This is a genomic window from Moorena sp. SIOASIH, assembly GCF_010671925.1.
Classification (GTDB): Bacteria; Cyanobacteriota; Cyanobacteriia; order Cyanobacteriales; family Coleofasciculaceae; genus Moorena.
The window spans coordinates 762,661-788,945 of the sequence record NZ_JAAHIH010000005.1 but is presented as its reverse complement, the minus strand read 5'-3'; the positions used below and the strand labels follow the sequence as shown (position 1 = coordinate 788,945).

Sequence of the window (26,285 nt, the reverse complement as noted above, 5' to 3'; positions counted from 1 at the left end):
GGCAAGCTTAAGAGTTAAAACCCTTTCATACCAAGGCTTATCAGCCTGAAAGGGCAAACGATACTAATCCAACTTGCCGCCACTTACGTTCCCATAAACATCAGCCGTCAGCTATCAGACTAATGCTTATTTTAATTCAAAATGCCCAATTAAAATTTTAAAAAAAATAGCTTAATAATTTGGGATTGTTGACAGGTATACAAGCCCGTATTTTTTAATTTTTAATTGATAATTTTGAATGGTCGCGTTCGCGCAGCGTCGGCTTGGCCGTAGGCCACTGATCAATTACCGATTACCTGAGAATGATAATTAGTCAACCGGATTTGGGATGATATTTCTTTCCCGGTGCGCTTTCCGTGATGGCGAACGCGCCCCGCGTGACCTACGGTCAAGGGATTGCTCGCCATCACGGGTCGCACCGCACTTTCACCGAATTCGCAATAAAACTTATTATAAATTAACTATAAGTATCACCAGAATAGACAAATATTTACCATAAGAACTACCCATAATTTGTTATCCGGAATACACTTAACTCATATTGAAGTATAAATCTAGAGGCTTTAAAAAGCCTGAGTCGATAGTAAAGAGGTAAGACCTATGGATAGCGAACTGAGCCAAGTTCTATTACTGGTGTTGATTTTTTCTATTTCCTGTATGATTTTGTCTCCGGTGTTATGGTGGATTCTGCCAGACAGAAGCATCAATAACGCCTAACCAGACTTTGCCAAAACCAAGCCAGTAAGCAGGTTTAGATGACATCAGTCTCAATCAAAATGTATTATGAACCCACCCCTGCTTGGTGGGTTCACTAGAAAAAAAACTGGTCTGATACCTCACCCCTTGTGGGCAATTTGTGAGTCAATTTTTATACAAAATATTTTTTGCACCTCCTGCCCTTGGGTCAAACTTTTTGTAAAATTTCGTTAAGACCTGCAACGAATCGTTCAATACCCTCTGCTACAGTTTCTTTTTGCAAAGCACCATAAGCAAGCCTGAGGTAACACCCGTCCTCAATACCAAAGGCGCTACCTGGCATCACAGCTACCCGATGTTCCCGAATCAGTCTCTGTACCAACTCAAAAGCATCCAACTGAGTATCCACTTTTAGGAAAACATAGAACGCTCCATCCGCAGAACCAATGGTACACAAACCCTCTAGACGTTTCAGGGAGTTCAATACCACCTGTCGTACAGACGCGATCGCATTAATATGAGGTTGACAGTAATCTTTTCCAGTACTCAATGCCCCTAAAGCCCCATACTGAGAAATGACTGGGGGACAAATTAGGATTGTATCCTGAACCTTTTGAATTGCTTCAAACAAGTGTTCTGGAATAATCATGTAGCCAATCCGCCAACTGGCGAAACCGTAGGCTTTTGAGAGGCTGTAGAGAGAAATAGTGTGTTGACTACTTTCGGGAAAGGCACCAGGGGAAAAGTGTTTCACCCCGTTGTAGGTAAAATACTCATAAGCTTCATCACTGATGTGGTAAATTCCGTGATCGCCACAGAGTTGATTTACCTGACGCAATGCCTCTTCGGAATATACCGCCCCAGTAGGATTATTAGGTGATATGGTAACTACTGCCTTGGTTCTGTCGGTAATAGCCTGTGCGATCGCGGACGGACGTAGCTGGTAATTCTGATCAGTTGGCACCAGGACTGGATGACAGCTAGCCATCTGAATCGCCATTTCTTGGTTGAAATAGTAAGGCGTTTGAAGAATAATCTCGTCCCCAGGAGTGGTAATTGCTAGAATCGCGTTCATGAACGCCATGTTGCTTCCTGCGGTGACAACGATCCGGTTAGCAGAATTGATCTCAATGTCGTTATCAGTTTTCAGTTTTGCCTCAATTGCCTCTCGCAAGGCCGCAATTCCATGTACGGGTTTGTACTTATGATTACCTGGTAAGCTGTAGAATTCACGCAACATTGCCATTGCCTCTGGGGGGGGATCATAATAGACCACCCCCTGTCCTAAGGATATTGTCTCAGGATATTTACGGATCAGTTCGCCAACCATGGGAATGACTGGCAACTGCACCGCCTCCATGCGGGAGGTCAGGGTTTTCATGGTTTCTTCTTTTTTTTGAGTGAAGGTACCCGTGGTTCATACTAGCGAATCTCATCCCAAATCCGCTTGGTCATTACCCCTTTATAAAAATCGACCAAATCTTTTTATCCCAGGAATCTAGGGCTATGCGGATCAGGGGGGTATGGGAACAGGATTTGGTATCAGCAGGTGCGACCCGTGATGGCGAGCAATCCCTTGACCGTAGGTCACGCGGGGCGCGTTCGCCATCACGGAAAGCGCACCTAAGTTAATCGAGATAAAAAAAAACTAAATTTTTCTATTGCTTCAGTATTGTGTTGCTATCCTTAAAGGCGTTGTTTACTTTTCCTTAAAGAAAAGTTATGTTAATTATATTTAAATATTTTTGTATTAATTTTTGTTTGTTTTTAATTCGGTATTACTAAAAAAATCTTAAATAAATCTTAAATAAGATCTAACCAATCCCATTACTTTTGATAATATAATAAGCTGTGGAAATTGATGGGATAAACTGGTAGTTATCCATAGATACCCATGACTAGAACTACTGGGGGGGGCGACATGTAAGCTTAAATCCTTACTGGATAATAATTTCAGCCCATAAGTAAGTTACAAAAGGTGCGCTTGACCCATTAAGAATTAAATTCGCTCTTTGCGGGCTTTCCAATGGCCGGGTTCCCCGGCCTTGGGTCGTGCCTACCGGCAAAGCCGACGCGGGGCGCGAACGGGCGCGCACCTAAAAGATACATGCTGTTTTGGGCTGAAATTGCACCTAGTTATAAGGGTTTAAGCTTCCAGAAAGCGATGCAGTGGCCTCACGGGGAGGCAGTGCGGTCTTGGGGAGGCAGGGCGGTCTTGGGGGTTTCCCCCATGAGCGACTGCCGTTCCTACGGGGCTTACAAGGTGCGGAAGCAAGTTCCGCACACAGACCCAAAACCATGAGCAACTGCCGTGGTTTCCTCTACTCGCGCTTTGCATCAAGACAATGAATCCAGGGTCAATTTCGGTCTGTATCTTGCCTGAGTAATTGGCCTAAAAGCCTTATATAGTGGGCTTTTCAGGGCTTATTATATAACCCCCTCAGCTAGAACTAATAGTTTTCTTAACCTTAACTGGGCACGAAAATTTGAGGAGAGTGCGATGAGCGATCCTAATAGAGAAATGGAGATGCGATCGGCACAACCATTAGCTGAACAGCCAGTCCAGGATCAAGTTGACCAGGCGAAGACAGAGGCCCGTAAGGAAGAAGTTATCGACATTTACGAAGATTTGCTCACCACGATCTGGAACCGGATTATGCCGACCTTAGGTAGAGTGACAGTAGTGTCGATTATGGAAAGATCTCTAGCTTTGACAGCGGAAAAATATCCCCTGATTGGCTACATAGAATCAAGTGGCGAGGGAGTTTCGTTTGAGGTGTTTCGCAAAAAGGTTTCACCAGAACAACGGTTGTTAATTCGTGAGGCCCTCAAAGAGTTAGTCACAACCCTAATCGATATTCTAGCCATCTTGACGGGCGACATTCTAGTCAGACAATTACTCAAGGAAATTGAAGGGAAAAAACTTATATGATCAGGCCTCGGACAAAGCCCTTAGGTAAACTGCCTACTAGTATTCCTGGTCTAGACTCGATTCTCGCTGGTGGTATTCCGGAATTGTCCATTAACATCATCACTGGGCCACCCGGATCTGGTAAGACGATCTTTACCCAGCAAATACTATACACCAATGCTAGTACAGAGCACAAAGCCCTTTATCTAGTCACCCTATCGGAACCTTCAGTCAAATTACTGCACTACCTACAAAAGTTTGATTTTTTTGACCCCACTAAGGTAGGTACTGCGGTAATTTATCTCGACATCGGCGAGATTATCCGAGAGCAGGGTCTAACAGAAGCGGTCGCTGCCATTATTAATTACGTAAAGGAGTACCGACCTGCGCTGATCGGCATTGATAGCTTCAAAGCCATTCATGATTTGGCAACGGATCCAGTAGAAGTACGTAAGTTTGGCTACGACCTCTCAGTGCGTCTGACCACTTGGGGAGTAACAGCTTTTTTAGTAGGGGAATACACTGACGAAGAAATTAAACATCAACCCATCTTTGCCATCGCCGATGGGATTATTCGTCTGCAAAATCAGCCTCTGGGGTTACACTTCCAGCGTTATGTAGATGTGCTCAAACTCAGGGGGGAAAATTATTTTACCGGGTTACACCCCTTTGAAATCAGTCAGACTGGCATAGAAGTCTATCCCCGGATTAAGATGCTGAAAAACTTATGGATGAAGACCCAGGTCAGCCAACAAAAACTTTCCACTGGCATCCCTGAACTGGATAGGATGTTAGATGGGGGATTGCAGCATAGCACGGCAACTATGGTTGCTGGAGGCGCAGGCACTGGTAAAACCTTGATGGGACTTCACTTCATTGTGGCTGGAATTCTCCAAGGGGAGCCTGGAGTAATTGTTACCTTTCAAGAAAATCCCCAACAGCTCAAAACCATTGCCATGTCCTTAGGTTGGGATTTAGAGGCGATGGAAAAGCAGGGAATGCTAGTGCATATGTATGATTCTCCCGTAGAACTACAGCCGGATATCCATGCTGCTAAGGTGAAAGCTGTTGTAGACAGGGTTAAGGCTCGCCGGATTATGCTTGATTCTCTCAAGGATATTGAGATTGCCACCCCAAATAAGGTTCGCTACAAAGACTATATTTACTCCTTAGTGAACCAGTTGAAACTTCAAGGTGTGACCACCATCGTAACCAACGAAATTGGGGAGCTATTCGGACCGTTTCAGTTGAGTGAACATGGCGTCTCCTTTGTGGTAGATAATGTTATCCTCTTGCGCTATGTAGAACTATCCGGTCGCATTGGACGAGCCATAAACATTATGAAGGTCAGGGGAGCGCCCCACAGCAAAGAAATCCGGTTTTTTGAAATTACCTCAGATGGAATTCGCATCAACGAGGTGATTCAAGCTCAAACTGGTGTGCTGACTGGAATGCCTGTCTTTAATAATACTTACTTGAATGACAATGGCTTTAAGGAGTTGCTTAACCAGAGTCGTAATATCATGAAAATTTTGCAGGGGGTGGAGGAGATGGACATCAATGAATTAGCAAATCGCACTGGATTCAGCCCTCAAGACTTGCTCCATGAGTTAGACAATCTCAAGCAGCAGGGTATGGTAATTACCTGGGAACGTCAGAACACAACCTATTACAAAGCTACGATTTGATTGATTATTTTGATTGATTATTAGTTAACTTACCACTAATGACTAATGACTAATGGCTAATGACTAATGCCCAAAATCAAATTAATGCCTACAGGAGTGCCAAATCTGGATGCCGTTTTGGGCGGTGGCTTTCCCATCTACTCATTGAATATCTTGGCAGGGGCTCCTGGCACTGGCAAAACAATTTTGGTGCAGCAGATTCTGTTTAACACTATCAAGCACCAACCCCATAAGAGAGCTCTTTACCTCAGTACCCTTTCCGAGCCAACCCTTAAGGTGGTGCGTTATATGCAGCACTTCCAATTCTTCGATGCTCAAATATTTGGTGAGCAGGTGATCTATAGTGATATTGGCTCATTCTTAATTGAACAACCGATGCCTAGGTTGGCGGATCATATAGTGGGTTTGGTCAATCAACATCAAGCAGAAGTTATAGTCATTGACTCTTTTAAGGCCATTGCTGACCTGACCGAAAAAAGTGGTGACTTCCGCCGTTTTTGCTACGAACTATCGGTTCGCCTCGCCAGTGCTCGTTGCACGACTTTTTTAGTGAATGAATCCGAACGCTCCCAGATTAACCACAGTGCAGAATTTGCTTTGGCTGATGGCATCATTTACCTTTCGACCCATGAGGAGGCAGGGGAGCAACGCCGTTGGTTACAGGTTCATAAATTACGGGGTCTGGCACCTTATATGGAACCATTTCCCTTTGTGATCAATAATGTGGGGGTGCGGATTCTCAGCCCTACCCTAACCCTCAGGCAAAAGTCGGTGAGTTGGTCAGTTCCAGCAGGGCGTATGGTGATGGGAATTCCGGGTTTGGATCAACTGTTGCGGGGGGGTATACCTTACGGTCGTTCAATCATCCTCTCGGGAGTTGCTGGCACTGGTAAAACTACCTTTGCCCTACAGTTTCTCATGGCTGGAGTTGACCGAGGGGAAAAAGGCTTGCTCTTTTCTTTTGAGGAAACCCCCTCTCATCTGTCCCAGATGGCAGCCGGTTTTGGTTGGGACTTAGAACGTCTGATTCAACAGGAAATGCTGCGCATTGTCTTTGTTACCCAAACTAACATCCGGGTTGAAGAACACCTAGATCAAATTGCTCAGGAAATCGCCTCCTTCCAGCCTCAACGTTTTGTGGTGGATTCAATATCAGTCTTGTTCTACAAAGTCAATAACCGAGCCATCCAGCGAGAAAAAACCTTCCAATTAGCAACCCTGATGCAACAAATCGGTGGAGTGGGTATATTTATCTCAGGTATCCCTGCTCATGAAACTGGACACCTATCCAGGTTTGGTGTGGAAGAAACCATTGTCGATGGCATGATTGTGCTATCAAAAGAACTGGTTGGTCGTAGACGCGATCGCTATCTAGAAGTATTTAAAATGCGAGCATCTGACCATGTCTGTGGTTCTCACCGCATGGCAATCACAGAAAACGGTATTGAGATATTGTACAGTGCCAGCCAAATATCTCCCCCCTCAACCACCGAATCATTAAAATTTATTGAGGATGCTCCCTATTTAGTGTTTGGGTCACTCGAAAAATTGCTCCCAGGCAAAATCCCCTATAACACCGCTTGCTTGGTGGAGGGCGCTCCCGGACTGGGTAAGAGTACCCTAGCCTATCAGTTTTTGCTCTCAGGCTTGCATCGCCAAGAATCAGTATTATATATTAGTGCCGATATTCCTAGGCAGCAAGTTTATCAAACCCTCCCAACTTGGGGATTACTCCCTGACCCCTACCTGGAAGCAGGGCAGTTGGTGATCCTCGATACCTTTAGTCCCATGGTAGAGACATTGCCAGCAACCTCTGTACACCTGAATCTGAATGACCCGGAGATGCTTTTGCTCAGGATTGCCCAACAGCTCGAGCAGATGCCTAAACCCTGTAGAGTAATCTTTGACTCCCTCACCCCTCTACTAATCAGCTGCACCCCTAGAGAATTTATTAAGCTGGTCTACCGCAAAAATCGCCAACTCCGTCAGCCTGATGTGGCAGTGTTAGATATTTTTGCTCAGGACGGAATCGAAAAAAGCGATCGCTACAATTTACTGAACCTTTATGATCTCGTAGTAGACCTTTATTCACCTGACTGGGATGAAATGAATCACGGAGAAGACATTGGCTACAAAAATTGGCTGCGAATTACTAAAATTCGTGGGGCTAAGGCAGATCAGCGTCCCTACCCTTACAGTATCTCCCCCACTAAGGGGATTGTGATTGAGAGCACCTCATCTCAATCAAAGATTATCGATCACAATTCATTTCCCAAACAGTAGAAAATCTCTAGACGCTTCCAGAAAATCTAGCGAAATCAGCGTGTCGGAACAAACGTTTGCTATCGACCACTCCAGAAAGACGCGCGCAAAATACCAACATTTAGGAACTGATCAACTATTCTCAGCCGTTAGTCTTATATTTATAAGTTTGTTTGAGAAATATGGTCTAGCTCTGAGGCTATATCCCCTTTAGAATATATCATTGCCCCTTAATATAAAAACATTTTTGTTCAAAAATTATGACAGGCAAGCAACCGGTGTGGCAAACAACCTTTGACCAAATCAAGGCAACCATTGACCCACCAATTTATGGTATGCTACTCCTAGAAGAGCAAAAGACTCGGTTGCTTATTGTGCTAGGTCAGCAGTCAACTACTACTGCGGCTGAGCAATTGCGAGCTTTGGCACTGATTACCTTGGCTAGCTTAACTGACCTAGACCTTCAACCTGACCAAATTCAGATGGAGTTAGTGGCATCACAGGAAACTGATGCCCCAGAAACCGTCGCTTATTTAGCCCAAAATGACCTGAAGCGACTCTTTGTTACCCTGAGTTTTCTAGCATTTTGTTCGGAAACGCGATCGCTAAATGTTGCTGCCTTAGGGCAAGCACTACGAGAGAGCACCCTGATGCAAAACGCCATGGCTGGATTGGCGGGCTGGAGTGTAATCAATCGTCAGGGGGTGATGATTTATCGCTACCCAGAAGCCCCAGAATTAGATTTAATTGGTAAAGACTATTCCGATCGCCGCTATTTTCAACAAGCTATCAAGGGACGCACCTATATATCAACAGTTTTTCGGGCCAAGAGTAACCTGTGGGTTGCCGTGGTTTCTTTACCAGTGATTGGTAACGACGGGCAGGTAGTGGGGATAGTATCTGGGGGTTTGGATTTGGCAGGAGTGCGGTCATTTCTGAGCGTGCCAGTGATTCATGACTATAAAATCAAGGGTCTAATTACCATTGCTAGTCCAGAAGCAGACGCTTTTGGTGAGGAACAATTGAAGGTTATCAGCTCACTGGCGCAACAGATTACTAGTTCTTCAATTTAACAGAATCTGCAAAAAGTCCCTAACTAGAGCGCTAGCTTAGTTGGGTATCAAAGGCAACCAGCATGTAAGCTATCAGCTATCAGCTATCAGCTATCAGCTATCAGCTATCAGCTATCAGCTATCAGCTATCAGCTATCAGCTATCAGCTAAAGGCTATCAGCTATCAGCTATCAGCTAAAGGCTTGTGGCCACGCTACACCGAACAGTTTCTGCCCATAGCGTACGCTACTAATGGTGCTTTTGAATAAAATAAGCTGACGGCTGATAGCTGACGGCTGAATGCTTAGGCCAGCATTCGGTTGAGATGTCAACCCCTGAGCAATTAACATTCCCTTTTTCCATCTATGATCGGCAAGGTAATTTTAACGGTGCTGCCCTTACCCTCTCCAGGACTGAACAGGGTAATACTACCTCCCATCATTTCCATTAAATTCCGGGAAATAGCTAGACCAAGCCCTGTCCCACCACATTGGCGAGTGGTCGAGCCATCAACCATCACAAAGGGACGAAATAGTTTTTTCTGTTGAGTGGGATCAATGCCAATACCTGTATCCTTAACAATAATCACAACCTGTGAATTAGAAGTTAGATCAGAAGCCTTGGCAACAGTTTTCTTTTTCTCAGATAGGGATAGCGGTTCAATTCGGGTCTTAATCGTAATGCTGCCATAGTCTGTAAATTTGACGGCGTTACCAACAACATTAATCAGAACCTGCTTGAGCTTAGCTGGATCAGCAGGCACGATAATCCCCTGATGCAAATCGCTGGTATGAAACTCAAGACCTTTCTGCTGAATGGGAACAGTCTGTAAATCTATGACTTCATCAAGCAAGTCGCACAGGTAAATCGGCTCAATTTTTACCGATAATTTACCAGCTTCAATCTTCGCCATATCTAGAACGTCATTAATGATTTCCAGCAGATGCATGGCAGCATGATCAGCCCTTTGTAAAAAATCGATTTCTTCTTCCCGGTTGTCACAGAAACCATCCCGTATTAGTCGCAAACAACCAATAATGGCGTTCAGGGGAGTTCTCAGTTCATGGGAGGTATTCGCGAGGAATTCATTCTTGAACTTATTAGCAGTTTGGGCTTCTTTCCAAGTAGCTTCGAGTTCTTCTGCCCAATGTTTCATCCGTTCAATCATCCCACCGAAAGCTTCCGACAATTGGTTAACTTCCCTAATTTTGAAGTTTTGGGGTATACGGTCTTGGGAATGGAACTGAGATTGATTTAGAGCGTAGTCTCTGAGTTGTTCGAGAGGACGAGCTAATTCCCGAGCAACATAAATGGTTGCCAATAGGGTTGCCCCAATCAAGCCACAGGTGAAGATTAGCAGAACTTGCTGAATCTCTTTAAGACCAGCCAAAGCAATATCAACCGGGGTAACCGCTAAGATCACCCACTTTTGACCTAGTTCAGCAGTAATCGGACTTGGAATTGAGGTATACCCAGCGGTTAATTCCACGCTGTTTTTAATCAAGTACGACGGTTCAGCAACATCTTGTTCCTGTGCGATCGCTTTTCCGAGAACCCTTTTGAGTCCCTCTTGTTCTTGTTGCCGATTGATCTTGTCTGTGATCTTGTCTGCCACTGGCTCTTGATAGTGATGAGTCAAAACTTTCCCTTGTTGGTTCATCACTACCGGATAGCTCGACAATATCTGCCGTTGTGAGGCTGGTGTCTGTAGCAGAGCTGACTGGATGATCAGGGCATACTGGAGTTGACCTGATCGGTTATAGACTGGCGCACTAAGGACTAGTTTGAGTTTACTGGTGGACTTGGGGGGATAGACTTGGCTAGTTAAAGTTGTTGAGGGGTTTCTTGAGGGGTGTAATGGGAGTAGTATGGTTACCTCAACCTGAGAACGGTTAGTGAATGATTGACTTTGCTGCACCGAGGATACAAAAGTCGGTCGGTTAGTTAGCAATTGGTTAGCACAGGTACTTGCGGCGATTGCTTTGCTCTGTAGCTCCATCAACTGTACACAATCGATCTGATGTGGTAACAGTTGAGCCAATTGTTCTACAAATTTTTGATAGGCGGTTGGGGATTCCGACTTTAGGGCTACAGCTTGACTGGCACTGACCAAGTTGGCTTTCAGGGCAGCAATTGACTCTTGAATCCTCTGTGCTTGGAGTACAGCACTTTCGGTAAGATTTTGGCGAGCACTGTCCAACAGCGATGAGCGTGCCTTTGTGTAAGTCACATACACTCCTGTTAGTAATACTGGCACACTTAACAGCAGAAGGCGCGAAAGTAGAATGCGACGAAAGGAGGATGGACCTGGCTTAACCATAATTCGTCTGGTATTGATGGCTCAGAACAACCCAACCGCAAGATAATGGGGTTTGTTTACAATGACTCACTACAACCTTGGTACTCAGATTGATATCTTGATTCCCTCTATTTAGTTTATGGAAACTTACCCAAATAAATCCAGTTCATTTGAGTACTTTTTCACTGCCATTCTCAACTAGGTTTCTGACCATTTAAAGCCAGATAGGAAGACAAAGGCATACATGGATAGCTTGGAGGATTAGAATACATCTACCCAAGATTTTCCTTGACTATCAAGACTTTCAGGGTTTGAAGTCTGTGACTAGATGTGTTATGCAGAAGATTTGCGAACCTTTCTAGTCCATCTGGAAAACCAAGTGGCTCTCGCTGATGGGGTCTGGTTTGGTGCAGGTACTTTGCGTGCCTATGGTGTCAAGTTAATTTAACTTAAACTAAGAGACGGGATATCTGGTCATATCTCGTCTGATAACTCCCTCGACTCATCAAAGAAAAGTTGAAGTTAAATACTTGAAGTAAACGGTAAAAACGTTAAGGCTCAAGCTAACAAACATTTCAGTTTCTGAGGAATTGATCGAAGGAATTGTTTCAAACTTGGCCTTGGCCTATTGGCCACGCTACGCGAATGGCCACGCTACGCGAACAGACTTAAGACTTTCCCAATCTCAAGTTCCCCTAATCCTAGATTACCCCAATGGTTCAACAACCATCACTTGACTATTCCGTTATCTGGGTCAACCGCATGGCAGATATTCCCCAATCCGCTTGGGATGACCTTGCCCAACCCCTTTTGACTCCTTTTCTGGAGTGGGAGTGGTTGAATACTATTGAAACATCTGGCAGTGCTACTGCTAAAACCGGTTGGTTGCCCAATCACTTAACGGTGTGGCGAGATAGACAGCTGATAGCTGCTGCACCTATGTATGTCAAAGGTCACAGTTACGGAGAGTTTGTCTTTGACCAACAATGGGCGGATTTATCCTATCGCTTGGGTATTTCCTACTATCCGAAGTTATTGGGGATGACACCATTTACCCCAGCGGTAGGCTATCGGTTTTTGATGGCACCGGGAGAAGATGAAGATGAGCTGACACAGATCATGGTAAGTGCTATCGATCATTTTTGCGATCGCAATCATCTGTCTGGTTGTCACTTCTTGTTTGTTGACCCCGATTGGCGACCAGTAATTGAACGCAATGGTTTTAAGGGCTGGCTACATCACAGCTATATTTGGCAAAACCAAGGCTTTAGCAGTTTTGAGGATTACCTCAAGGTCTTTAATGCCAATCAACGCCGCAATATTAAACGAGAACGCAAGGCTGTAGCCAAAGCAGGTCTGACCCTGAAAATCTTAACGGGGGATGAGATTCAAAAATCCTTGTTTCCGTTAATCTACAGCTTCTACAGCAGCACCTGCGATAAATTTATGTGGGGTAGCAAATATCTCACGCGCCAGTTTTTTAAGCAATTGTATCCTAACTACCGTCAGCGAGTGGTACTAATTGCTGCTTACCGGGAGGAGGATGACCAAAAACCAGTGGGAATGTCCTTTTGTATAAATAAGGGGAATCATCTGTATGGTCGTTATTGGGGCTGTTTTGAAGAATTTGACTGCTTACATTTTGAAGCCTGTTACTATGCACCGATTGAGTGGGCCATCAGCCAGGGCATAACCATGTTTGACCCTGGTGCTGGTGGGCGTCACAAGAAGCGTCGTGGTTTCCCAGCAACTGCTAACTATAGTGTTCATCGATTCTATGATAAACGCTTTGACCGGATTTTTCAAAACTATATCGATGAGGTTAACCTAATGGAACTTGAGGAAATTGAGGCTATTAATCAAGATTTGCCCTTTACCAAGCGGGAGATTAACTTTCAGATTCCGGATTGATGAGCAGTTGAGGAGTATTTTGAATAAACGCGCCTTTTGCACAAAGCACAGATCAGATTTCCCAAATTTTGCTTGACACAAGGTAATGAAGTGTGGTATTATTACCAATTCCTAGCATACAAATAAGGTATTGCTCAGCCCAACTACAACAATAATGAGTAATTTTCGTCAATGCTCACCCTATGACCTGCTAGCCCTAGCTGTGGATGAAGCGTCTGAGGGAAGACACGCAGCTGCATTGCGTTATATGACCATGGCCGTAGAGCGTTCTAAGCTTCCAGAATACGCTAGTGACGCTCAAACCTTTATTCGGTTGCACAAAGCCACAGGGATTTTAGTACAAAGCTGCCTATCCAGCCCTGAGGAAGACAATCCAGCTAGGCTTTACTTTATCTTAGACAAGGGACGCAATGCTATTCGGATCGGTTACACTACTAACCCCAATGGTAAGATTAGAGGGCTTGAAACTAAGAGTGTAACGACTTTAGAACTAATAAAAATTATCCCAGGAAGTGCTAAGATGGAAACCGATTTTCACAGGAAGTTCCAACATCTTAGGATTTATGGTGAGTGGTTTGATGCGACTCCAGAAGTGATGAGATATATATCATCTCTTTGACACTATTCACCCCACAGGAGCCTCACATATTACCCGATAGGGGAGTGATTGGCTGAGGGGGTGACAACAAGGCTAAAAAGTATACAGGGTGTGGGGTGTGGGGTGTGGGGGGTGGGGAAAATAGAAGCGATGCAGCGCGGTCTTGGGGAGGCAGCGCGGTCTTGGGGGTTCCCCCCATGAGCGACTGCCGTGGTTTCCCCCACTCGCGCTTTGCATCAAGACAGGGAATTTGGAGTGAGCCGGTGCGATAACAATCGGTCATATACCTGATTCAACCGTCCCTAGCAACGTAGCCAGCTCCTGATCTTCCCCTACACCCGTCACCCCACACCCCACACCCAGTAAGGCTTTTAAGGCTGTTTGTCACCCCGTCAGAGTGATTGGGCTAGCATAGGAGTAGTTCTTCACCAAGGGTGCTAACACCAAGGGCTCTAAGGCTGTGGTTTTAGCATGCCATTAAATCTGGCATGATTTACCTTCCTTTACTCCTGTTGTTATTTTTCATCAATTCTTCGCGGCTTTCCTCCCCATTCCTATACGGATGGGGAGGAAAGCCGCGCCTCCAATTAGTGGTTTACGATTAAGCCCGTTGAACGTTTTAAAAGTCGGACTTTCCGGGCGGTAAATTGTCCGAGTCTTTTCCAGTTGATATCGCTAACAGAAACTTGTCTTGCCGTATCGCCGCTCACCCAACCTCGGTAGGTCGTACCGGCTTTGAGAGCTTCAACGTAGTCCCCTTTACGAAAACCATGACTAGTAGTCGTTCCTCCGTATTTGCGTCGTTTTCCACCTTTGGAAAACTGTAATAGGTGTAACTGACGACGACTTATAGGTGCTCGTCTAATCACGGAAAACAAAGAGTTAGTTACAGTACAGTTTTGTGGGACACTCAATTGGCCGTTGCGGTAATAGTAATTTCTGCGTCGGAAGAAATGGGTAGCAGCTAAAGCTATTCCATCTACTGCATGAGTATTGACTGTAAGCCTACTTTTGTCAGCTTTGTCTTTAACTAGTCAAATACGCTTCTCTCTTTAAAGCGGTTTCCCAGCCTTGTTTCTGAGCCACTGGGGCGATTTTTTCTAGCTGAGATATTGCCCAATATTGGCCTACCATCACAGGAGAAAAACCTTTATTTCCTCTAGCCTTAACTACTTCGTAGACAATGGCATTTACTGGATACAAAAGACAGAGTTCTCTTGCTACTCGGTTTTCTAATTGACGGTTAGCCCGAATTGAAGGAGGCACCTTTTTGCCTACTCTGTTCGAGAATCGTTTTTGTCTATGAGCCCTTTGCAAAAAAGGCACTTTGCGGTTTATTCGACGACTTCTACGAGTTCTTTCGGCGAAGCCAACGCTACGCGAACGCATCATGCGCCGAGTATCCATGCGATTGCGAATTGTTTTATATGGCAAGACTAGATGTCCTGTCCAAAGAGTGGCATTACCTGACTGAACAGCCATACCAGAAAACATTTTTCCAGGGTCAATCCCTATAGCGATATCCTGAGTTTGCTGGCCAGATGGTTGATTGACTAACTGAACAGCAAAAACATTTAAATCGTTTTGGTAAACGACAGCTAAACCTTTATCAAGCCAGCGACGAGCACGAGAAGCTTTTGTAGGCATTAATGGTTTGCCATCAGGTGAAATAACTGGAACTCGTAACATGGTGATAAACCTCACGAGAAAAGTATTTGGGATGTCCCGTCCCCTTGACCACCGAATCCAAGATGTCCTGTCTAACAGCAACTAACAACATAGTTTTGAAGAGGCTTGAACTGGGGAAGCATTCAAACGTTCGTACCAGAATTCGGCTCAATGGTCTAGTCAATTAAAGTAGTTGCTTGTCTAGCAAGCCCCAACCTGGCCGTAGGCCACGCTACGCGCACAACGAAAGTAGGTTGGGGTTATTGACTGGACCAGCACTAGCTGCAATTCCTGTCCGTCGTTCTGTTACACTTTCGCAACACACGAATCTGATCGTAATTTGTATTCTATACGGTATTATACCACTTTTGCTGACTTTTGGCGGAGTCCAATTGGGACTGTTCTTTGGCTGTGAATCGGTAATGATTACATTTACTTGTCCGCAAAAGCCTTGGCTTGGGAATATTCTTTCCTTCATGACTTTTTCTCATTGGTTTGCAATCTTGACAATTCCCTCTGGATTTGTGGGTACTGTAGGATTGGTGATTACCTTAATACAGCGTTTGAAAAAGTCAGAAGATGAGATTTCAGGGAGCACAAGAAACCGGTTTACGAGGAGCAAACGCCAGAAGATAATTGCTGGGGTTTGTGGAGCCATTGCTCAACGGTTTAGGATTTCAGTTCTGGCTGTACGGATTGTGACGGTGGCAGTTTCGATTGTGATTAGCCCAATTGCCCCGATTATAACGCTGTTTTATGTCTGGATATGGTTAGCGTTTCCCTTATCCCCTTCCATGGAAAATGCTTAATCACAGAATTCAACTACTGCGAAGTAATCAACAAAAGAGTTAATGGTAATAGGCAAACATCTAAATCATTGCCCATTACCAATTTCTGAGTTTTTAACAAAACTCGCTGACAGCTGAAGGCTGACAACTGACAGCTAAATACTTACGAAAAACCTTGGTAGAAAAAGTAGGTAACCATCGGCACAACTGTAGCAACAATTAAGATGACCACAACCCAAAGGGTAGCATTGCTCTCTTGAGTTTCTTCTGCACTTTTAAAGTTGCCAGCAATGTTAATGTCTTCTTCCACTACAGGAGGACCAGGATCTGGTTCACCAGATAAGACAGCTACTATGCGATCGCTTACATCTAAGAAACCCTGATTATACTTGTTGCCATCCCGCAGCGGCACCTGTAGGGTTTCAGAAGCGACACTTTCAGCAATGTCATCGGACATAATTTCCTTAACGGCATTGCCAGTAACGATAGCACTGTTATTGGTGACAGTATCGAGCACTATCAAGGTTTGATTAGCTTGGTCTTCTGGATTACCATACCATTTTTCAAACAACCCTTGGGCAAAGGTTGCTGCTGTTTCACCATAATCTAGGCCGTGGACAGTGACCAGTCTAACTTGATTGCCCGTTGCTTTCGCTAAATCCTCTAAGGATTGAGTCAACTTGCCTTCTGTGAAGCGAGAGAGAACTTCTGACTTGTCAATTACCCAAGTCGGTTCTCCAGCGCTAATGTTAGGCATTTGATAGACATTGATGGCATTGGCTGGTGCTGCAATGATTCCGCTTGCTAACAAGATACCTAAAAGAGCGATAATTAGGGATTTTATGTATTTGCGTTGGTTTTGTAGTTGGTTGAGGAGCTGTTTCATAAAAAACCTGACAACAAAGCAAAATTGGCTTTTCCCCAAAATACTATAGAACTGCCAATCAACCTAATCTTATTTATGGGCAAGATAATGGTACTTCGTGAAACTGCTAACATGTCACCAGTCAGGTCTAGCCAATGGAACCATGTTAAACTATGACCCGTTACAATACCTTCCGACTTCAGAAGAATTACCTTCTTCTGATGAAACCCCTGTGGATAATGAACTGCAAGATACCATCCCTCGCTTATTGAAATCGATTTTAGCGATAATCTGGTCAGACCGCAGGGATTGGTTTTTTGGTATAGATATGGGATACTATTACAATCCCAAACACTCAGCCATAGTGCCGGATGCATTCCTAAGTTTAGCTTCCTCCGCTAGACATGCCCCACACCTCAATGCGCAGCATGAGTGTGGTCAGAAGTTACCGCAAAAAGAGTTGAGCCTTTATAGTTGGCAGTCTGTGAGTTAAGGGTTAAATCTTTTTGTAGTAAGGCGACCCTCTTTTAAGGTTTCATCTCCGGGATGAATCGCGGAGCTGGAACTCTGATAAACAGCCTGAAAAACGTTATAATAAAAATAGCAGGGAAAACAAATTAAGAGCTAACCGCCACCTGCGTGTTTAAAAATAGAACTTTTTGTATTGTTCCGGTGGGTCGGGGCATCCCGTATCGTTAATAAAGCTTGCCGAGTATCCGAACCGTTGGGTGGAGTTGGCAAGAAGCCTACACGCTCACTCGTTCGCGAAGCGGCTCTGTAAGAGCAGAGTCAGTGTAGGAGTATGTCACACTATGCTGACTTAGGGAACTTATCTTGATTGGACTAGGGAGTGGTTGTATTGGTATGACCAAAATGCCAGACGGTATCCCTCCGAAAATGAGAGAAATCAACAGGCTCAGCAACGGGCTACTCAAGCTCAGCAACGGGCTACTCAAGCTCTTGTTGAGCTTGAAGCTTTGAAAGCTCGAGTGAAACAAATGGGAATCAATCCTGAGGATCTTGTGGATTAATCTTTAATACCAACAACTTTCTCTTCTCCCCATTTCCCCATCTCCCCATCTCCCCATCTCCCCATCTCCCCATCTCCCCATCTCCCCATCTCCCTATCTCCCTATCTCCCTATCTCCCCATCTCCCCATCCAAGAAATCTACTATCCTTGAATGCAATCGGTATCAACTCTCTTTCGGTACCACCTGACCCATATACATTCCCCACAACTGAGCCGCTTGGCTACTACTACCACTAGTAGGAGAATTATTGTCATTGCCTAACCAAATCCCTGTAACGATCTGATGCTTGGGAATAAAACCAATAAACCACAAGTCTACATTTTTATCAGTAGTACCGGTTTTTCCCCCTTCTCCTTCACCAATCCGAGCACTGCGACCGGTGCCACTGGTGACTACACGCTGAAGCATTTCTGTCATGGTGTTGGCTACGGCTGGTGAAACTGCTTGCTTTTTGATAGTTGGCTGATCAGCGAAGTCGTAGATTACTCGACAGGTTTGGTAGTCTTGGTTATCGGTGCAATCACTACTGTCGAGAATTCTGGTAATACCATGGGGACGATACCACATCCCTTGATTTGCGATCGCACCATAGGCTCCAGTCATTTCCAACAGAGTAACCTCACTTTGACCTAAGGCTAAACCAAACGCAGGATCTAGTTTTGAGCGAATACCCAACCGTTGCGCCATCCGTACTACTCTATCTAAACCAGCATCTTGAGCTACCCTGATCGCTACCGCATTTTCCGATTGAGCCAAACCAGCATACATATCAATATCAGTAGCATCTCCAGACCGCTCACAACGTCTAATCCGTTTAATCCCAGAGCAGGAGTAGGTTTTGGTTGCTAAAATCCCTTTTTCTAAGGCAGCAGCATAGGCAAAGAGTTTAAAGGTTGAGCCTGGTTGACGCTTGGCTTGGATAACGCGATTAAACTGGCTGGTTTGGTAATCGGCACCGCCAACCATGGCTAGAATCTCGCCATTACTGGTATTCAGGCTTGCGATCGCTCCCTGGGAAAATCCTAAGCGGCTACCAGTGTTCTTGACATAGTCCCGTAGAGCAGCTTCAGCTTTGGCCTGAGACTCGGTATCTACAGTAGTTTCTACAATAAAATTACCTTCCTTAGCCAACTCTTTGCCCAGTAACCTCCTCAATTGCTGGAAAACGTAGTTATAGAAATAGGGTGCCTTGGTGCTAGAAAGAATTTGTCGGGCTTTCGGGCTAACTTCAATCCGCGATCGCCTAGCTCGATTAGCTTCCTCTCGACTAATCATTCCCAAAGCGTGCATCCGGTCAATCACCCGATTCCGTAATTGTAATGAGGTATCATAATTCTGGATCGGGTTATAGCTATTGGGTGCTGGTAAACTTGCTACCAGGGTTGCGGCTTCTTGGATATTCACATTAGCTGCTGATTTGTCGAAATAAAATTGAGCAGCATCTTCAAAACCAAATGCTTCTATACCCAAGTAAACTCGGTTTAAGTAAGCCTTTAAGATCGCGTCCTTACTGTAAACTGTCTCTAACTTTAGGGCAATTATTGCTTCCCGCACTTTCCGGTCTGCGGTATTGGCTCGACCGACATACTCCGGAAATAGGCTTCTGGCTACCTGCTGAGTGATGGTACTAGCACCTTCGCGAATGCCTCCCCCTTGAAGATTCCTGACCACTGCTCGCATAATCCCATAGGGGTCTACTCCAAAGTGCCAGTAAAAGCGGCTGTCTTCTGAAGCAATCACTGCTTTGGGCAAATATGGGGAAAAATCCGATAACCTCCTAAGTTCTCGGTGAGCATCGGTCCGGGGTTGCCGTAAGGGAATTTGGTCACGAGAGTAAACAATCACAGGACCTGTTACTCCCTCGGGCAATGGCCTGACTGATGGTGCTTTCAGGGTTTCAAATCCAATTAGTAATACCACTAAGGCAATTAAGCCACCGATGCCATAGAGAAAGTAACGAATTCCTTGGATATACCAGGGGGGAGGATAGACGTACTGTAGCTGAACTGATGCCGCTAGTTCCGGTGGGCCAATGGTAAGGGTGTCTCCGTGATACAGAAGCAAGGAGGAAAGTCGGCGTCTGCCACGATAGATACCATTGGTAGAGTTTTGGTCTTTTATGATAAACCTACGCCCACGCCTACCATACCGTTCTAGGGAGAGATGAACTTGACTGACTACTGGGTTGCGAACGATTATGTCGCAGGATTTGGAACTGCGCCCGAGTACGTAACGGTCCCCAACCAGGGGATAGACATCGGATTTGTTGGTATTACTGTCTTGCACCCAAAGTTCCGGCACTCTCGCATTAGGCTTTAGTGCTACTGCTTGAAGATTGACCTTCGCATGAATGGTCTGTACTACCTGAGTTAGCTGACTAAGTATGGTCTTTGGGGGTTTGGAGGGTGGTGGAGAACTCATGGTTGTCAGCGATAAGCGATTGCTTGGGTGCTTCTGGAACCATTCTAATCGCTCTAGCAATCAGCTCTTTTTGCTGTTCCCTGTTCCCTATTCCAGACTCGACCACTGCCGTGGAATGGGAATCTTGGGTGGAACTGGCATCTTGCCAGTTTCAATATGTTGTGGAATGGGAATCTTGGGTGGAACTGGCATCTTGCCAGTTTCAATATGTTGTGGAATAGCCATCTTGGGTGGAACTGGCATCTTGCCAGTTTCAATATATTCTCCGGCGGGCAGGATGCCCAATATTCTCCGGCGGGCAGGATGCCCACTCTACTGATTCGAAGATTCAGCAACACCACCGATTCACCGACTAGCGGGAAAACTTCCACCAACAAAGTGAATATCACTAAAAGTTTCGATCCACAAACGAGCGCCACAATCGAGTGGATTATCTGGATTATAGACAATCTTACTTGGACCAAGGATTTCCACTTCGTTGCCGTAGATATTAGTGCCACTTCGTTTTACTGAAATCACTGGCTTGCGGTCTTTGGGGCTTTTCTTGATATTGGAGCCAATGTGATTACGGTTGACATTAATCTTGGCTAAAGCCGGTGGACGACTAGTGCGCCATTTTCCTTTTGGTCCACGAGTACTTTTAGTTATTTGTGGCAAATGGTTGAACAGAGGAATAATCCAGAATTTCCCGGTTTTATAGGCACCCCGCACCCGACCCTTCTCTAGGAGTTGGCGCAATCGTCGAGAAGAAATTCCTAATAGAGATGCCGCTTCAGTAGTTCCAACGCACTTGTTCATGAGTAGAGTTTCTTAACTATTCCGATATTACTAGTTTAATAGATAAAAAGAAAATTGGCAACTTTTGTTAAATAGGGATGAAAGTAGTTAAAGTGTGGTAAGTGTGGAGAGGGTGGGTATGAAGTCAACTGCTGTGGTGTCCAGTATTAGCGACTTCGCCAATACCGGAATAGGCACGAAAATTGGGAAGAAAAGAAACAGGGAATAGGGATGAAAGCGTGGTAAGTGTGGAGAGAGTGGGGGTGAAGTCAAGTGCTGTGGTGTCCAGTATTAGCGACTGTGTCAATACCGGAATAGGCACGAAAATTGGAAAGAAAAGAAACAGGAAATAGGGTTTAAAGTGTGGTAAGTGTGGAGAGAGTGGGGGGCAAGTCAAGTGCTGTGGTGTCGAGTATTAGCGACTGCGTCAATATCGGAATAGGCACGAAAATTGAGAGTGCGATCGCATAAGCGCGGAAGCTTAGCTTCCCGTGCGTGGCGTGACCAAAGCTCAATCGATTACCAAAGCTTTTAGCCCAGGTCAATCCTAGAGGAGTGGTTCCAGGTAAGGGCGTAGAAACTATTGGTAAATGTAACTATTTTTGTATTGGATTAGTTAAGATAACTACTTGGCGATCTAAATTTAGTTAAGCTAAAGCTTAACACCCATATCAAGCAATTGTTTTAGTCAAGTTTCTATCGATATTGTAAGAGCTGATTAGTCAACAAAAAATTAAGACGCTAATCTTATTATCATTAAACGAATTAATGAACCATATATCATCCCTATACTCATCTGTGTATATAACTTATAGTCTTTACTAAGGGCGTCTAAATCGATTTAACCAGCAAAATTTTTTTCTACCAACAAGTCCAATGAACATCAAAAATACCATTGATGATTTCTCTTAAATCAACTGTTCTGGGATTTCCAAAGCCTTTAGCTAATGGTATAAATGCTTACAATACGTAAAGCTTTTGTATAGGATAAATCACCATCGTAGGATTTGGCTTTCTCGTGGGTGCAGCAATTTGAGGCAGACGTGTCATTGAGGGAAATTCATTCAACCTCAGCATAATAAATCCTAAATCCTTTGAATAATATTATGAAAGAGCATAAAGCAATACTGGACATGGGTGATTGAGACACAAAATGACCACGAGTTATAAACCAATAACAGCAAGGAGATAACAAGATAACCAGAAAGTGTTATTGTACGTTATTCAGCTTTATATTATATTATCGAATTCGCTTCAGTCTTAAACAAAATTATACACAAAATTACATAATAAAAGCATAAATTGGTTGACCGGTTTTGTGTAATTGAATTTTCGTTGTTGAAAAGCTAAAATCCGAGAACCATGGTTTGTCACGTATACATGTTATTCCCGATCATAGACCATAAATAACTTATCGCCAAGGAGTAAACAAATAGTAACCGATGAAAAAAACGTTTGAGAATCAAGTGTTCTAATTATCAGATAAATCTCGAATGCTTCATCACATATTACGAATAACCTCTATACTATTAAATTAATGTTAACACTATCCTGTGGTCACCTTCCATATTAAGTGAAAACGGGAACAAATAACCAAAATAATGCGCACCTACATTCAGCCGGTTAGCATGGATATAGAAGATTTGATAAGACACAATAGGAAACCGAGCGATCACAAGTTTGGCGATAAATCAAAATCAACATCAATATTGAATCAAGGTAACTACTCAGAGCAAAAAGTAGAGCTAGTTGAGAATGATGTAAATCACAAGCCCCATCATGTGTGAGGTATATGTATATGGCCAGCTGTTGAAGACAGCGACCAGCCAAAATTAGGGCTTGAAAAGATTGAGATAAATTACAAGCCCAAGAAGTATTAAGTAGATGGCAATCCAGGCGGATCGCGACCAGCATTAGACAACGTATCACACAAACTGTTAATCGCCGACGAACCATGTAACCGGGTAGTTTCTAAGAAGCTAAACATTTGAGCTACTAATTTGCTCACCCCAATCACTTCATGCTCCACCACAAACTTTGCGATGTACTACTACAGGACGCAACGCTCGCTCGGCATCATTGAAGTCCTGTGTAACTACGTATGGGTGTTAAAAATGTGAACCATTCATCCAAATGGCGTTCAAGTCAGAAGCGAAGTCTTTGGGCGTCGGCTGGCCATCCTGCCGATGGAGGCTGCGGCAAAATTGTTTTGAGTTGGGTTTCTACAGTTGGCCGTTTCTGCTGAAGTTGTTCATGAGTCAATAAACCAGCATGAATGTCCCGTAGGGCTTTTATAGCTGTCCACAAAACTTCCAAGGGCGTTCTTTGCTTTCATCAGCATAGGCAGCAAAGCGACTGGTCACGCCAAGCTTCGTTCGTCTCGTTCTAGATGAGGGTTCACATTGGAGTTTTGCCGCCGCTAACTGTGGACTATAAGCACTCAATACAATCAAGCTCACTCGAATACCATCAAAATTTGCTCCAAGTAACTGCTTAAGTTATGCGCTACTGCGGGTTGAAGCTAAAAGTAGAACGCACACTTGATCACTGGTGGCTACCCAAAGCAAATACGTGGGTCCGATCATAGATATAAGATGTCTGGTCCACACACAGCACACCAGGTTGTTTTACATAGGCTAGCACTGTTGATAACAAGGCTAAAAACTTTCTGTAAACCAGCGATGCATCTTCCTAAAACTGCCAACAGAGATTGGCACACCCAAGACATTTTATACAAAATACTCTGGTATGCGCCATGTCAGATTTCCACCATATCTACCGCCAACCTACAACTAATCAAACTATTGCTCCATAGCGAAACCCGTCCTAGACTCCCCACGGCAAGGGACTATATGCAGACCTACCACATGAGAGACATTGGCAACGGAGTACGTTGGTATTCCCGAATAAGGACTGGCTGCTCGATTAAAGATGCTATTTGTGGTATTTTATTTGGAGGAACGTATCACCAGCTCTACCAGTGCCCCACAAGGTCGGAGTACGAGAGATAAATTGCTGTTCAATTTAGTCTGGCACTCCAATTCCATGGCGTGTATGGCCATTATGAATATATTTCGGACGGCGCTTTTTACATTTTTTACGCTTGCTTTTATCAGAAGGTTTCTTGAGTTGGTCAAGTGTTTGGTGTAGGTAACTGTTTTGAGACGAACGTATTATGATGTGGGACTGCGATGACCATTAGTTGTAGTATGTTATCCCCATTGAGAGCCTCCAGTTCTTTCTGTGGCTTCTCAATATGGGCCTGCTGGTTATTGTATAAATGCTGTTGTTTGACCATCCACTAGACCAGCAGCACATAGTTCGCCATCTCGTCAGCAGGGAAAGGGAAAGCAAGAGAGATGGTCTGTAGTGCAGTACTAATGGTTATATCAGCAACTATACCCATTACCCAGGTAAAATAAGTAAGCAAGCCTTGTGGTTAAACCCATGTGAGAGCATACATCCCATAAATGCAAGGGTTGGGTGCGATTTTACACCCATCAAGCCAAGCACATAACAGCATGGCACCCGTGACATTATCACCAAGCGGACAGTCTATTATAAATCGATGTGGAAATAGAAACCATTGAATTAGGAAAACCACTTAAGACATATTATAATACATTAAATGAAAGTCAAACGGATATATGGAAGAAAATACCAATCGTATAAGAGTGGAACGAGGGATTGGTGTGTGGTAGACTCTTCAAAGGGAATTATTATTGGAATGTGCCGGAGGAGTGATACACTATACAATGCGATGAGCAAGTTTTGCTCAGTAATACGTGTAAAATACATCAATAAACCAAAAAAAAAAAACCATGAGTAAAAAATCTAATATTAGGAAGGCACTGATGTTGCTGTGCGCGACATGGCTTTGTTGGACAGTTTCGATTAGCAGTGCGAAAGCTTTTTACGGAATTCAGCAACGATATTGTGCAATAGGGGAGAATAATCTCTGCGTCGAAAAAATAGATGAATATCCGGAATCAGTACTCAGTGTAGAAAATTGGAAATTGTCGGAAATCGAAACGGAAATAGTTATAAAGGCATTGGAGGACGACGCCCAAGTAATCTTAACGGAAAAACCCTGGGATGACAGTAAAGAAGAAGAAAGAGAAGAAAGCTATAAACTATCAAAAGGCCAAACCATTAAGGTGAAAAAGGTGATAGAATCATATGGCGTTAAATATGTAACCGTATTTGGAAAGGTGCGAGTGGGCGTATACGATATTGGAAGAGAATATACCGAGGACAGGCAGCTGACATATGAAGAATTTATGAAAGTGGTACAAACAGGGAAAGTGATCTAGTCAGCAGCGACATATGTTAACAAAGGGTGTGAATAAAAGCCCCAATTTACGAGTGTGCGACAAATGCGGAGCAAAAAACATTATGGTTTAAAACGAAAGCTATCATTAAAAACCCCCCTCGCCCAAAAAAACTAGGCAGACCGAAAAAAGGGATAAAATCAGCCCCAAAACCCATCGAAAGAGCACTCATCGGTGAGCATACCTAGACCCCCTACCCTTGAACCAGGGGGTCTAGTCAAACCGATTTCCAGTTGTGTTTCACTTAATGGAATGACACGGAGCAATTTCACAGATATCCCACCTTTCACCCATCGCCACCAGCGTTGAAAATATGCCTCAATGCGCTCATTGGGCGCACCGTGCTCATAAAGCCGAGCCACATTTTCTCGCATCCGTTCCACGGTCTTCCGAGCAATTCCTAAACCCGAGGTCGAAAACCAATAACCCAGAAAATCAAAGCCACTGGCGATGCGACCAATAAAGGTCTTCTCGGGATGCTTGAGAACCTTTAACTCATTCATCACCTCGTTAGTGGCTTTGATGGCTTTGCGCAACTTCCAGCGTGTCGGAGCCAGAATAACCCAATCGTCCATGTATCTGAGAAAGAAACAACCTAGCTGAGCCATCCGGTCATCCAATGGTTTCAGGAATAACGCTCCAATTAGTGGAGAAAGAGGGCATCCATAGGTGATGCCCTTTGTAATATCTAAGTAAACACCGCCATCGGAAACAAAGCGACGTAAATAACCCCATAACAAACATTTAACCGCTTCATCACATACATATTTCCCCACAATCTCCATCAAAATCGAATGATTGATGCTGGCGTAATAGCTTTTAACATCGGTGCGAAAGACAAAGGTATGTTTCGATACGTTCTCAGCCACCTCTCGCACTGCCCCCTTCAATCCACCATGCCCCGCTAAATGAAAACATCTCATGCCACCATCGTCTGACCTGCCAGACATCGGCATTATGGTGATAATGTGCGCGTTTTTTGCACA

General features: G+C 44.3%; 22 protein-coding genes and 1 pseudogene. 12 read left to right on the top strand and 11 right to left on the bottom strand.

Translation table 11 applies throughout. The annotated features are described in order from the left end of the window. Positions 1 to 904: 904 nt before the first annotated feature. Entirely contained in the window at positions 905 to 2,077 is a 1,173-nt protein-coding gene (locus tag F6J90_RS30640; RefSeq protein ID WP_293102502.1) for a pyridoxal phosphate-dependent aminotransferase, read from the bottom strand. Between the two features lie 1,119 nt (positions 2,078 to 3,196). On the opposite strand from F6J90_RS30640, the gene F6J90_RS30635 reads away from it, so the two are divergent. From F6J90_RS30635 to F6J90_RS30620, 4 genes are all read left to right on the top strand, one after another. Then, entirely contained in the window at positions 3,197 to 3,628 is a 432-nt protein-coding gene (locus tag F6J90_RS30635; protein ID WP_071103274.1) for a hypothetical protein, read from the top strand. After that, on the top strand, positions 3,625 to 5,295 hold the full coding sequence (locus F6J90_RS30630) for an ATPase domain-containing protein (protein ID WP_293102497.1): 1,671 nt from the start codon (positions 3,625 to 3,627) through the stop codon (positions 5,293 to 5,295). The genes F6J90_RS30635 and F6J90_RS30630 overlap by 4 nt, the downstream gene beginning before the upstream one ends. A gap of 66 nt (positions 5,296 to 5,361) precedes the next feature. Then, positions 5,362 to 7,578, top strand: a complete 2,217-nt coding sequence (locus tag F6J90_RS30625) for an ATPase domain-containing protein (protein WP_293102494.1) — start codon at positions 5,362 to 5,364, stop codon at positions 7,576 to 7,578. Between the two features lie 239 nt (positions 7,579 to 7,817). Continuing rightward, complete coding sequence (locus F6J90_RS30620; protein ID WP_293102492.1) at positions 7,818 to 8,630, top strand: GAF domain-containing protein; 813 nt, start codon at positions 7,818 to 7,820, stop codon at positions 8,628 to 8,630. Between the two features lie 170 nt (positions 8,631 to 8,800). On the opposite strand, the gene F6J90_RS30615 is transcribed toward F6J90_RS30620, so the two are convergent. Both F6J90_RS30615 and F6J90_RS30610 read right to left on the bottom strand, forming a co-directional pair. Beyond that, the gene (locus F6J90_RS30615; RefSeq protein WP_158026270.1) at positions 8,801 to 8,959 is read right to left on the bottom strand and encodes a hypothetical protein; all 159 of its coding nucleotides are present in this window, start codon (positions 8,957 to 8,959) and stop codon (positions 8,801 to 8,803) included. Next, positions 8,953 to 10,839 carry an ATP-binding protein gene (locus tag F6J90_RS30610; RefSeq protein ID WP_293102482.1) on the bottom strand — a complete coding sequence of 629 codons (1,887 nt, stop codon included), beginning with the start codon at positions 10,837 to 10,839 and terminating at the stop codon, positions 8,953 to 8,955. Before F6J90_RS30610 ends, F6J90_RS30615 begins: the two co-directional genes overlap by 7 nt. A gap of 683 nt (positions 10,840 to 11,522) precedes the next feature. On the opposite strand from F6J90_RS30610, the gene F6J90_RS30605 reads away from it, so the two are divergent. The 3 genes from F6J90_RS30605 to F6J90_RS30595 all read left to right on the top strand — a co-directional run bounded on the left by F6J90_RS30605 (position 11,523) and on the right by F6J90_RS30595 (position 13,438). After that, positions 11,523 to 11,645, top strand: a complete 123-nt coding sequence (locus F6J90_RS30605; protein ID WP_293102479.1) for a hypothetical protein — start codon at positions 11,523 to 11,525, stop codon at positions 11,643 to 11,645. Then, positions 11,623 to 12,819, top strand: coding sequence for a GNAT family N-acetyltransferase (locus F6J90_RS30600; RefSeq protein WP_293102476.1), 1,197 nt, complete (start codon positions 11,623 to 11,625; stop codon positions 12,817 to 12,819). Before F6J90_RS30605 ends, F6J90_RS30600 begins: the two co-directional genes overlap by 23 nt. Positions 12,820 to 12,973: 154 nt before the next feature. Then, positions 12,974 to 13,438 (top strand): GIY-YIG nuclease family protein, encoded by a 465-nt coding sequence (locus F6J90_RS30595; RefSeq protein WP_293102474.1) that lies wholly within the window; start codon positions 12,974 to 12,976, stop codon positions 13,436 to 13,438. Positions 13,439 to 13,467: 29 nt separating this feature from the next. Here the strand turns inward: F6J90_RS30595 and F6J90_RS30590 are convergent, their stop codons facing one another. The 3 genes from F6J90_RS30590 to F6J90_RS43810 form a co-directional block, all read right to left on the bottom strand. Next, a complete protein-coding gene (locus F6J90_RS30590) occupies positions 13,468 to 13,641 on the bottom strand; it encodes a hypothetical protein (RefSeq protein WP_293102471.1) in 174 nt (57 codons plus the stop codon). 363 nt (positions 13,642 to 14,004) lie between these two features. Further along, positions 14,005 to 14,331 (bottom strand): hypothetical protein, encoded by a 327-nt coding sequence (locus F6J90_RS43815; protein WP_366513921.1) that lies wholly within the window; start codon positions 14,329 to 14,331, stop codon positions 14,005 to 14,007. A 112-nt stretch (positions 14,332 to 14,443) separates the two neighbouring features. After that, entirely contained in the window at positions 14,444 to 15,064 is a 621-nt protein-coding gene (locus F6J90_RS43810) for an RRXRR domain-containing protein (RefSeq protein ID WP_366513920.1), read from the bottom strand. A 218-nt stretch (positions 15,065 to 15,282) separates the two neighbouring features. Here F6J90_RS43810 and F6J90_RS30580 point away from each other — a divergent pair, with 218 nt between their 5' ends. After that, a complete protein-coding gene (locus tag F6J90_RS30580; protein ID WP_293102468.1) occupies positions 15,283 to 15,894 on the top strand; it encodes a PspC domain-containing protein in 612 nt (203 codons plus the stop codon). A 142-nt stretch (positions 15,895 to 16,036) separates the two neighbouring features. Here the strand turns inward: F6J90_RS30580 and F6J90_RS30575 are convergent, their stop codons facing one another. Beyond that, positions 16,037 to 16,759, bottom strand: coding sequence for a TPM domain-containing protein (locus F6J90_RS30575; protein ID WP_293102465.1), 723 nt, complete (start codon positions 16,757 to 16,759; stop codon positions 16,037 to 16,039). Between the two features lie 97 nt (positions 16,760 to 16,856). Between F6J90_RS30575 and F6J90_RS43805 the strand changes: the two genes are divergently transcribed. Both F6J90_RS43805 and F6J90_RS30565 read left to right on the top strand, forming a co-directional pair. Beyond that, positions 16,857 to 17,231 (top strand): Uma2 family endonuclease, encoded by a 375-nt coding sequence (locus tag F6J90_RS43805; RefSeq protein WP_366513919.1) that lies wholly within the window; start codon positions 16,857 to 16,859, stop codon positions 17,229 to 17,231. A gap of 361 nt (positions 17,232 to 17,592) precedes the next feature. Continuing rightward, complete coding sequence (locus F6J90_RS30565) at positions 17,593 to 17,769, top strand: hypothetical protein (RefSeq protein ID WP_293102462.1); 177 nt, start codon at positions 17,593 to 17,595, stop codon at positions 17,767 to 17,769. Positions 17,770 to 17,932: 163 nt separating this feature from the next. On the opposite strand, the gene F6J90_RS30560 is transcribed toward F6J90_RS30565, so the two are convergent. Continuing rightward, on the bottom strand, positions 17,933 to 20,191 hold the full coding sequence (locus F6J90_RS30560) for a transglycosylase domain-containing protein (RefSeq protein WP_293102460.1): 2,259 nt from the start codon (positions 20,189 to 20,191) through the stop codon (positions 17,933 to 17,935). Positions 20,192 to 20,193: 2 nt separating this feature from the next. Here F6J90_RS30560 and F6J90_RS30555 point away from each other — a divergent pair, with 2 nt between their 5' ends. Beyond that, complete coding sequence (locus F6J90_RS30555; protein ID WP_293102457.1) at positions 20,194 to 20,412, top strand: hypothetical protein; 219 nt, start codon at positions 20,194 to 20,196, stop codon at positions 20,410 to 20,412. 124 nt (positions 20,413 to 20,536) lie between these two features. Here F6J90_RS30555 and F6J90_RS30550 read toward each other — a convergent pair whose 3' ends face one another. Beyond that, complete coding sequence (locus F6J90_RS30550) at positions 20,537 to 20,989, bottom strand: DNA-binding protein (RefSeq protein WP_293102454.1); 453 nt, start codon at positions 20,987 to 20,989, stop codon at positions 20,537 to 20,539. A 1,855-nt stretch (positions 20,990 to 22,844) separates the two neighbouring features. Next, positions 22,845 to 24,356: pseudogene (locus F6J90_RS30545) on the bottom strand (transposase). A gap of 433 nt (positions 24,357 to 24,789) precedes the next feature. Here F6J90_RS30545 and F6J90_RS30540 point away from each other — a divergent pair. Continuing rightward, positions 24,790 to 25,281 carry a hypothetical protein gene (locus tag F6J90_RS30540; RefSeq protein WP_293102451.1) on the top strand — a complete coding sequence of 164 codons (492 nt, stop codon included), beginning with the start codon at positions 24,790 to 24,792 and terminating at the stop codon, positions 25,279 to 25,281. 158 nt (positions 25,282 to 25,439) lie between these two features. Here the strand turns inward: F6J90_RS30540 and F6J90_RS30535 are convergent, their stop codons facing one another. Beyond that, a complete protein-coding gene (locus F6J90_RS30535) occupies positions 25,440 to 26,222 on the bottom strand; it encodes a reverse transcriptase/maturase family protein (protein ID WP_293102448.1) in 783 nt (260 codons plus the stop codon). Between the last annotated feature and the right edge of the window lie 63 nt (positions 26,223 to 26,285).

Coding starts and splice junctions, on each gene's coding strand:
- F6J90_RS30560 (WP_293102460.1), bottom strand. CDS start 20,191: ATGAGTTCTCCACCACCCTCCAAACCCCCAAAGACCATACTTAGTCAG.
- F6J90_RS30600 (WP_293102476.1), top strand. CDS start 11,623: ATGGTTCAACAACCATCACTTGACTATTCCGTTATCTGGGTCAACCGC.
- F6J90_RS30540 (WP_293102451.1), top strand. CDS start 24,790: ATGAGTAAAAAATCTAATATTAGGAAGGCACTGATGTTGCTGTGCGCG.
- F6J90_RS30625 (WP_293102494.1), top strand. CDS start 5,362: ATGCCCAAAATCAAATTAATGCCTACAGGAGTGCCAAATCTGGATGCC.
- F6J90_RS30575 (WP_293102465.1), bottom strand. CDS start 16,759: ATGAAACAGCTCCTCAACCAACTACAAAACCAACGCAAATACATAAAA.
- F6J90_RS30535 (WP_293102448.1), bottom strand. CDS start 26,222: ATGAGATGTTTTCATTTAGCGGGGCATGGTGGATTGAAGGGGGCAGTG.
- F6J90_RS30550 (WP_293102454.1), bottom strand. CDS start 20,989: ATGAACAAGTGCGTTGGAACTACTGAAGCGGCATCTCTATTAGGAATT.
- F6J90_RS30595 (WP_293102474.1), top strand. CDS start 12,974: ATGAGTAATTTTCGTCAATGCTCACCCTATGACCTGCTAGCCCTAGCT.
- F6J90_RS43810 (WP_366513920.1), bottom strand. CDS start 15,064: ATGCCTACAAAAGCTTCTCGTGCTCGTCGCTGGCTTGATAAAGGTTTA.
- F6J90_RS30630 (WP_293102497.1), top strand. CDS start 3,625: ATGATCAGGCCTCGGACAAAGCCCTTAGGTAAACTGCCTACTAGTATT.
- F6J90_RS30615 (WP_158026270.1), bottom strand. CDS start 8,959: ATGTTAATTGCTCAGGGGTTGACATCTCAACCGAATGCTGGCCTAAGC.
- F6J90_RS30620 (WP_293102492.1), top strand. CDS start 7,818: ATGACAGGCAAGCAACCGGTGTGGCAAACAACCTTTGACCAAATCAAG.
- F6J90_RS30635 (WP_071103274.1), top strand. CDS start 3,197: ATGAGCGATCCTAATAGAGAAATGGAGATGCGATCGGCACAACCATTA.
- F6J90_RS30640 (WP_293102502.1), bottom strand. CDS start 2,077: ATGAAAACCCTGACCTCCCGCATGGAGGCGGTGCAGTTGCCAGTCATT.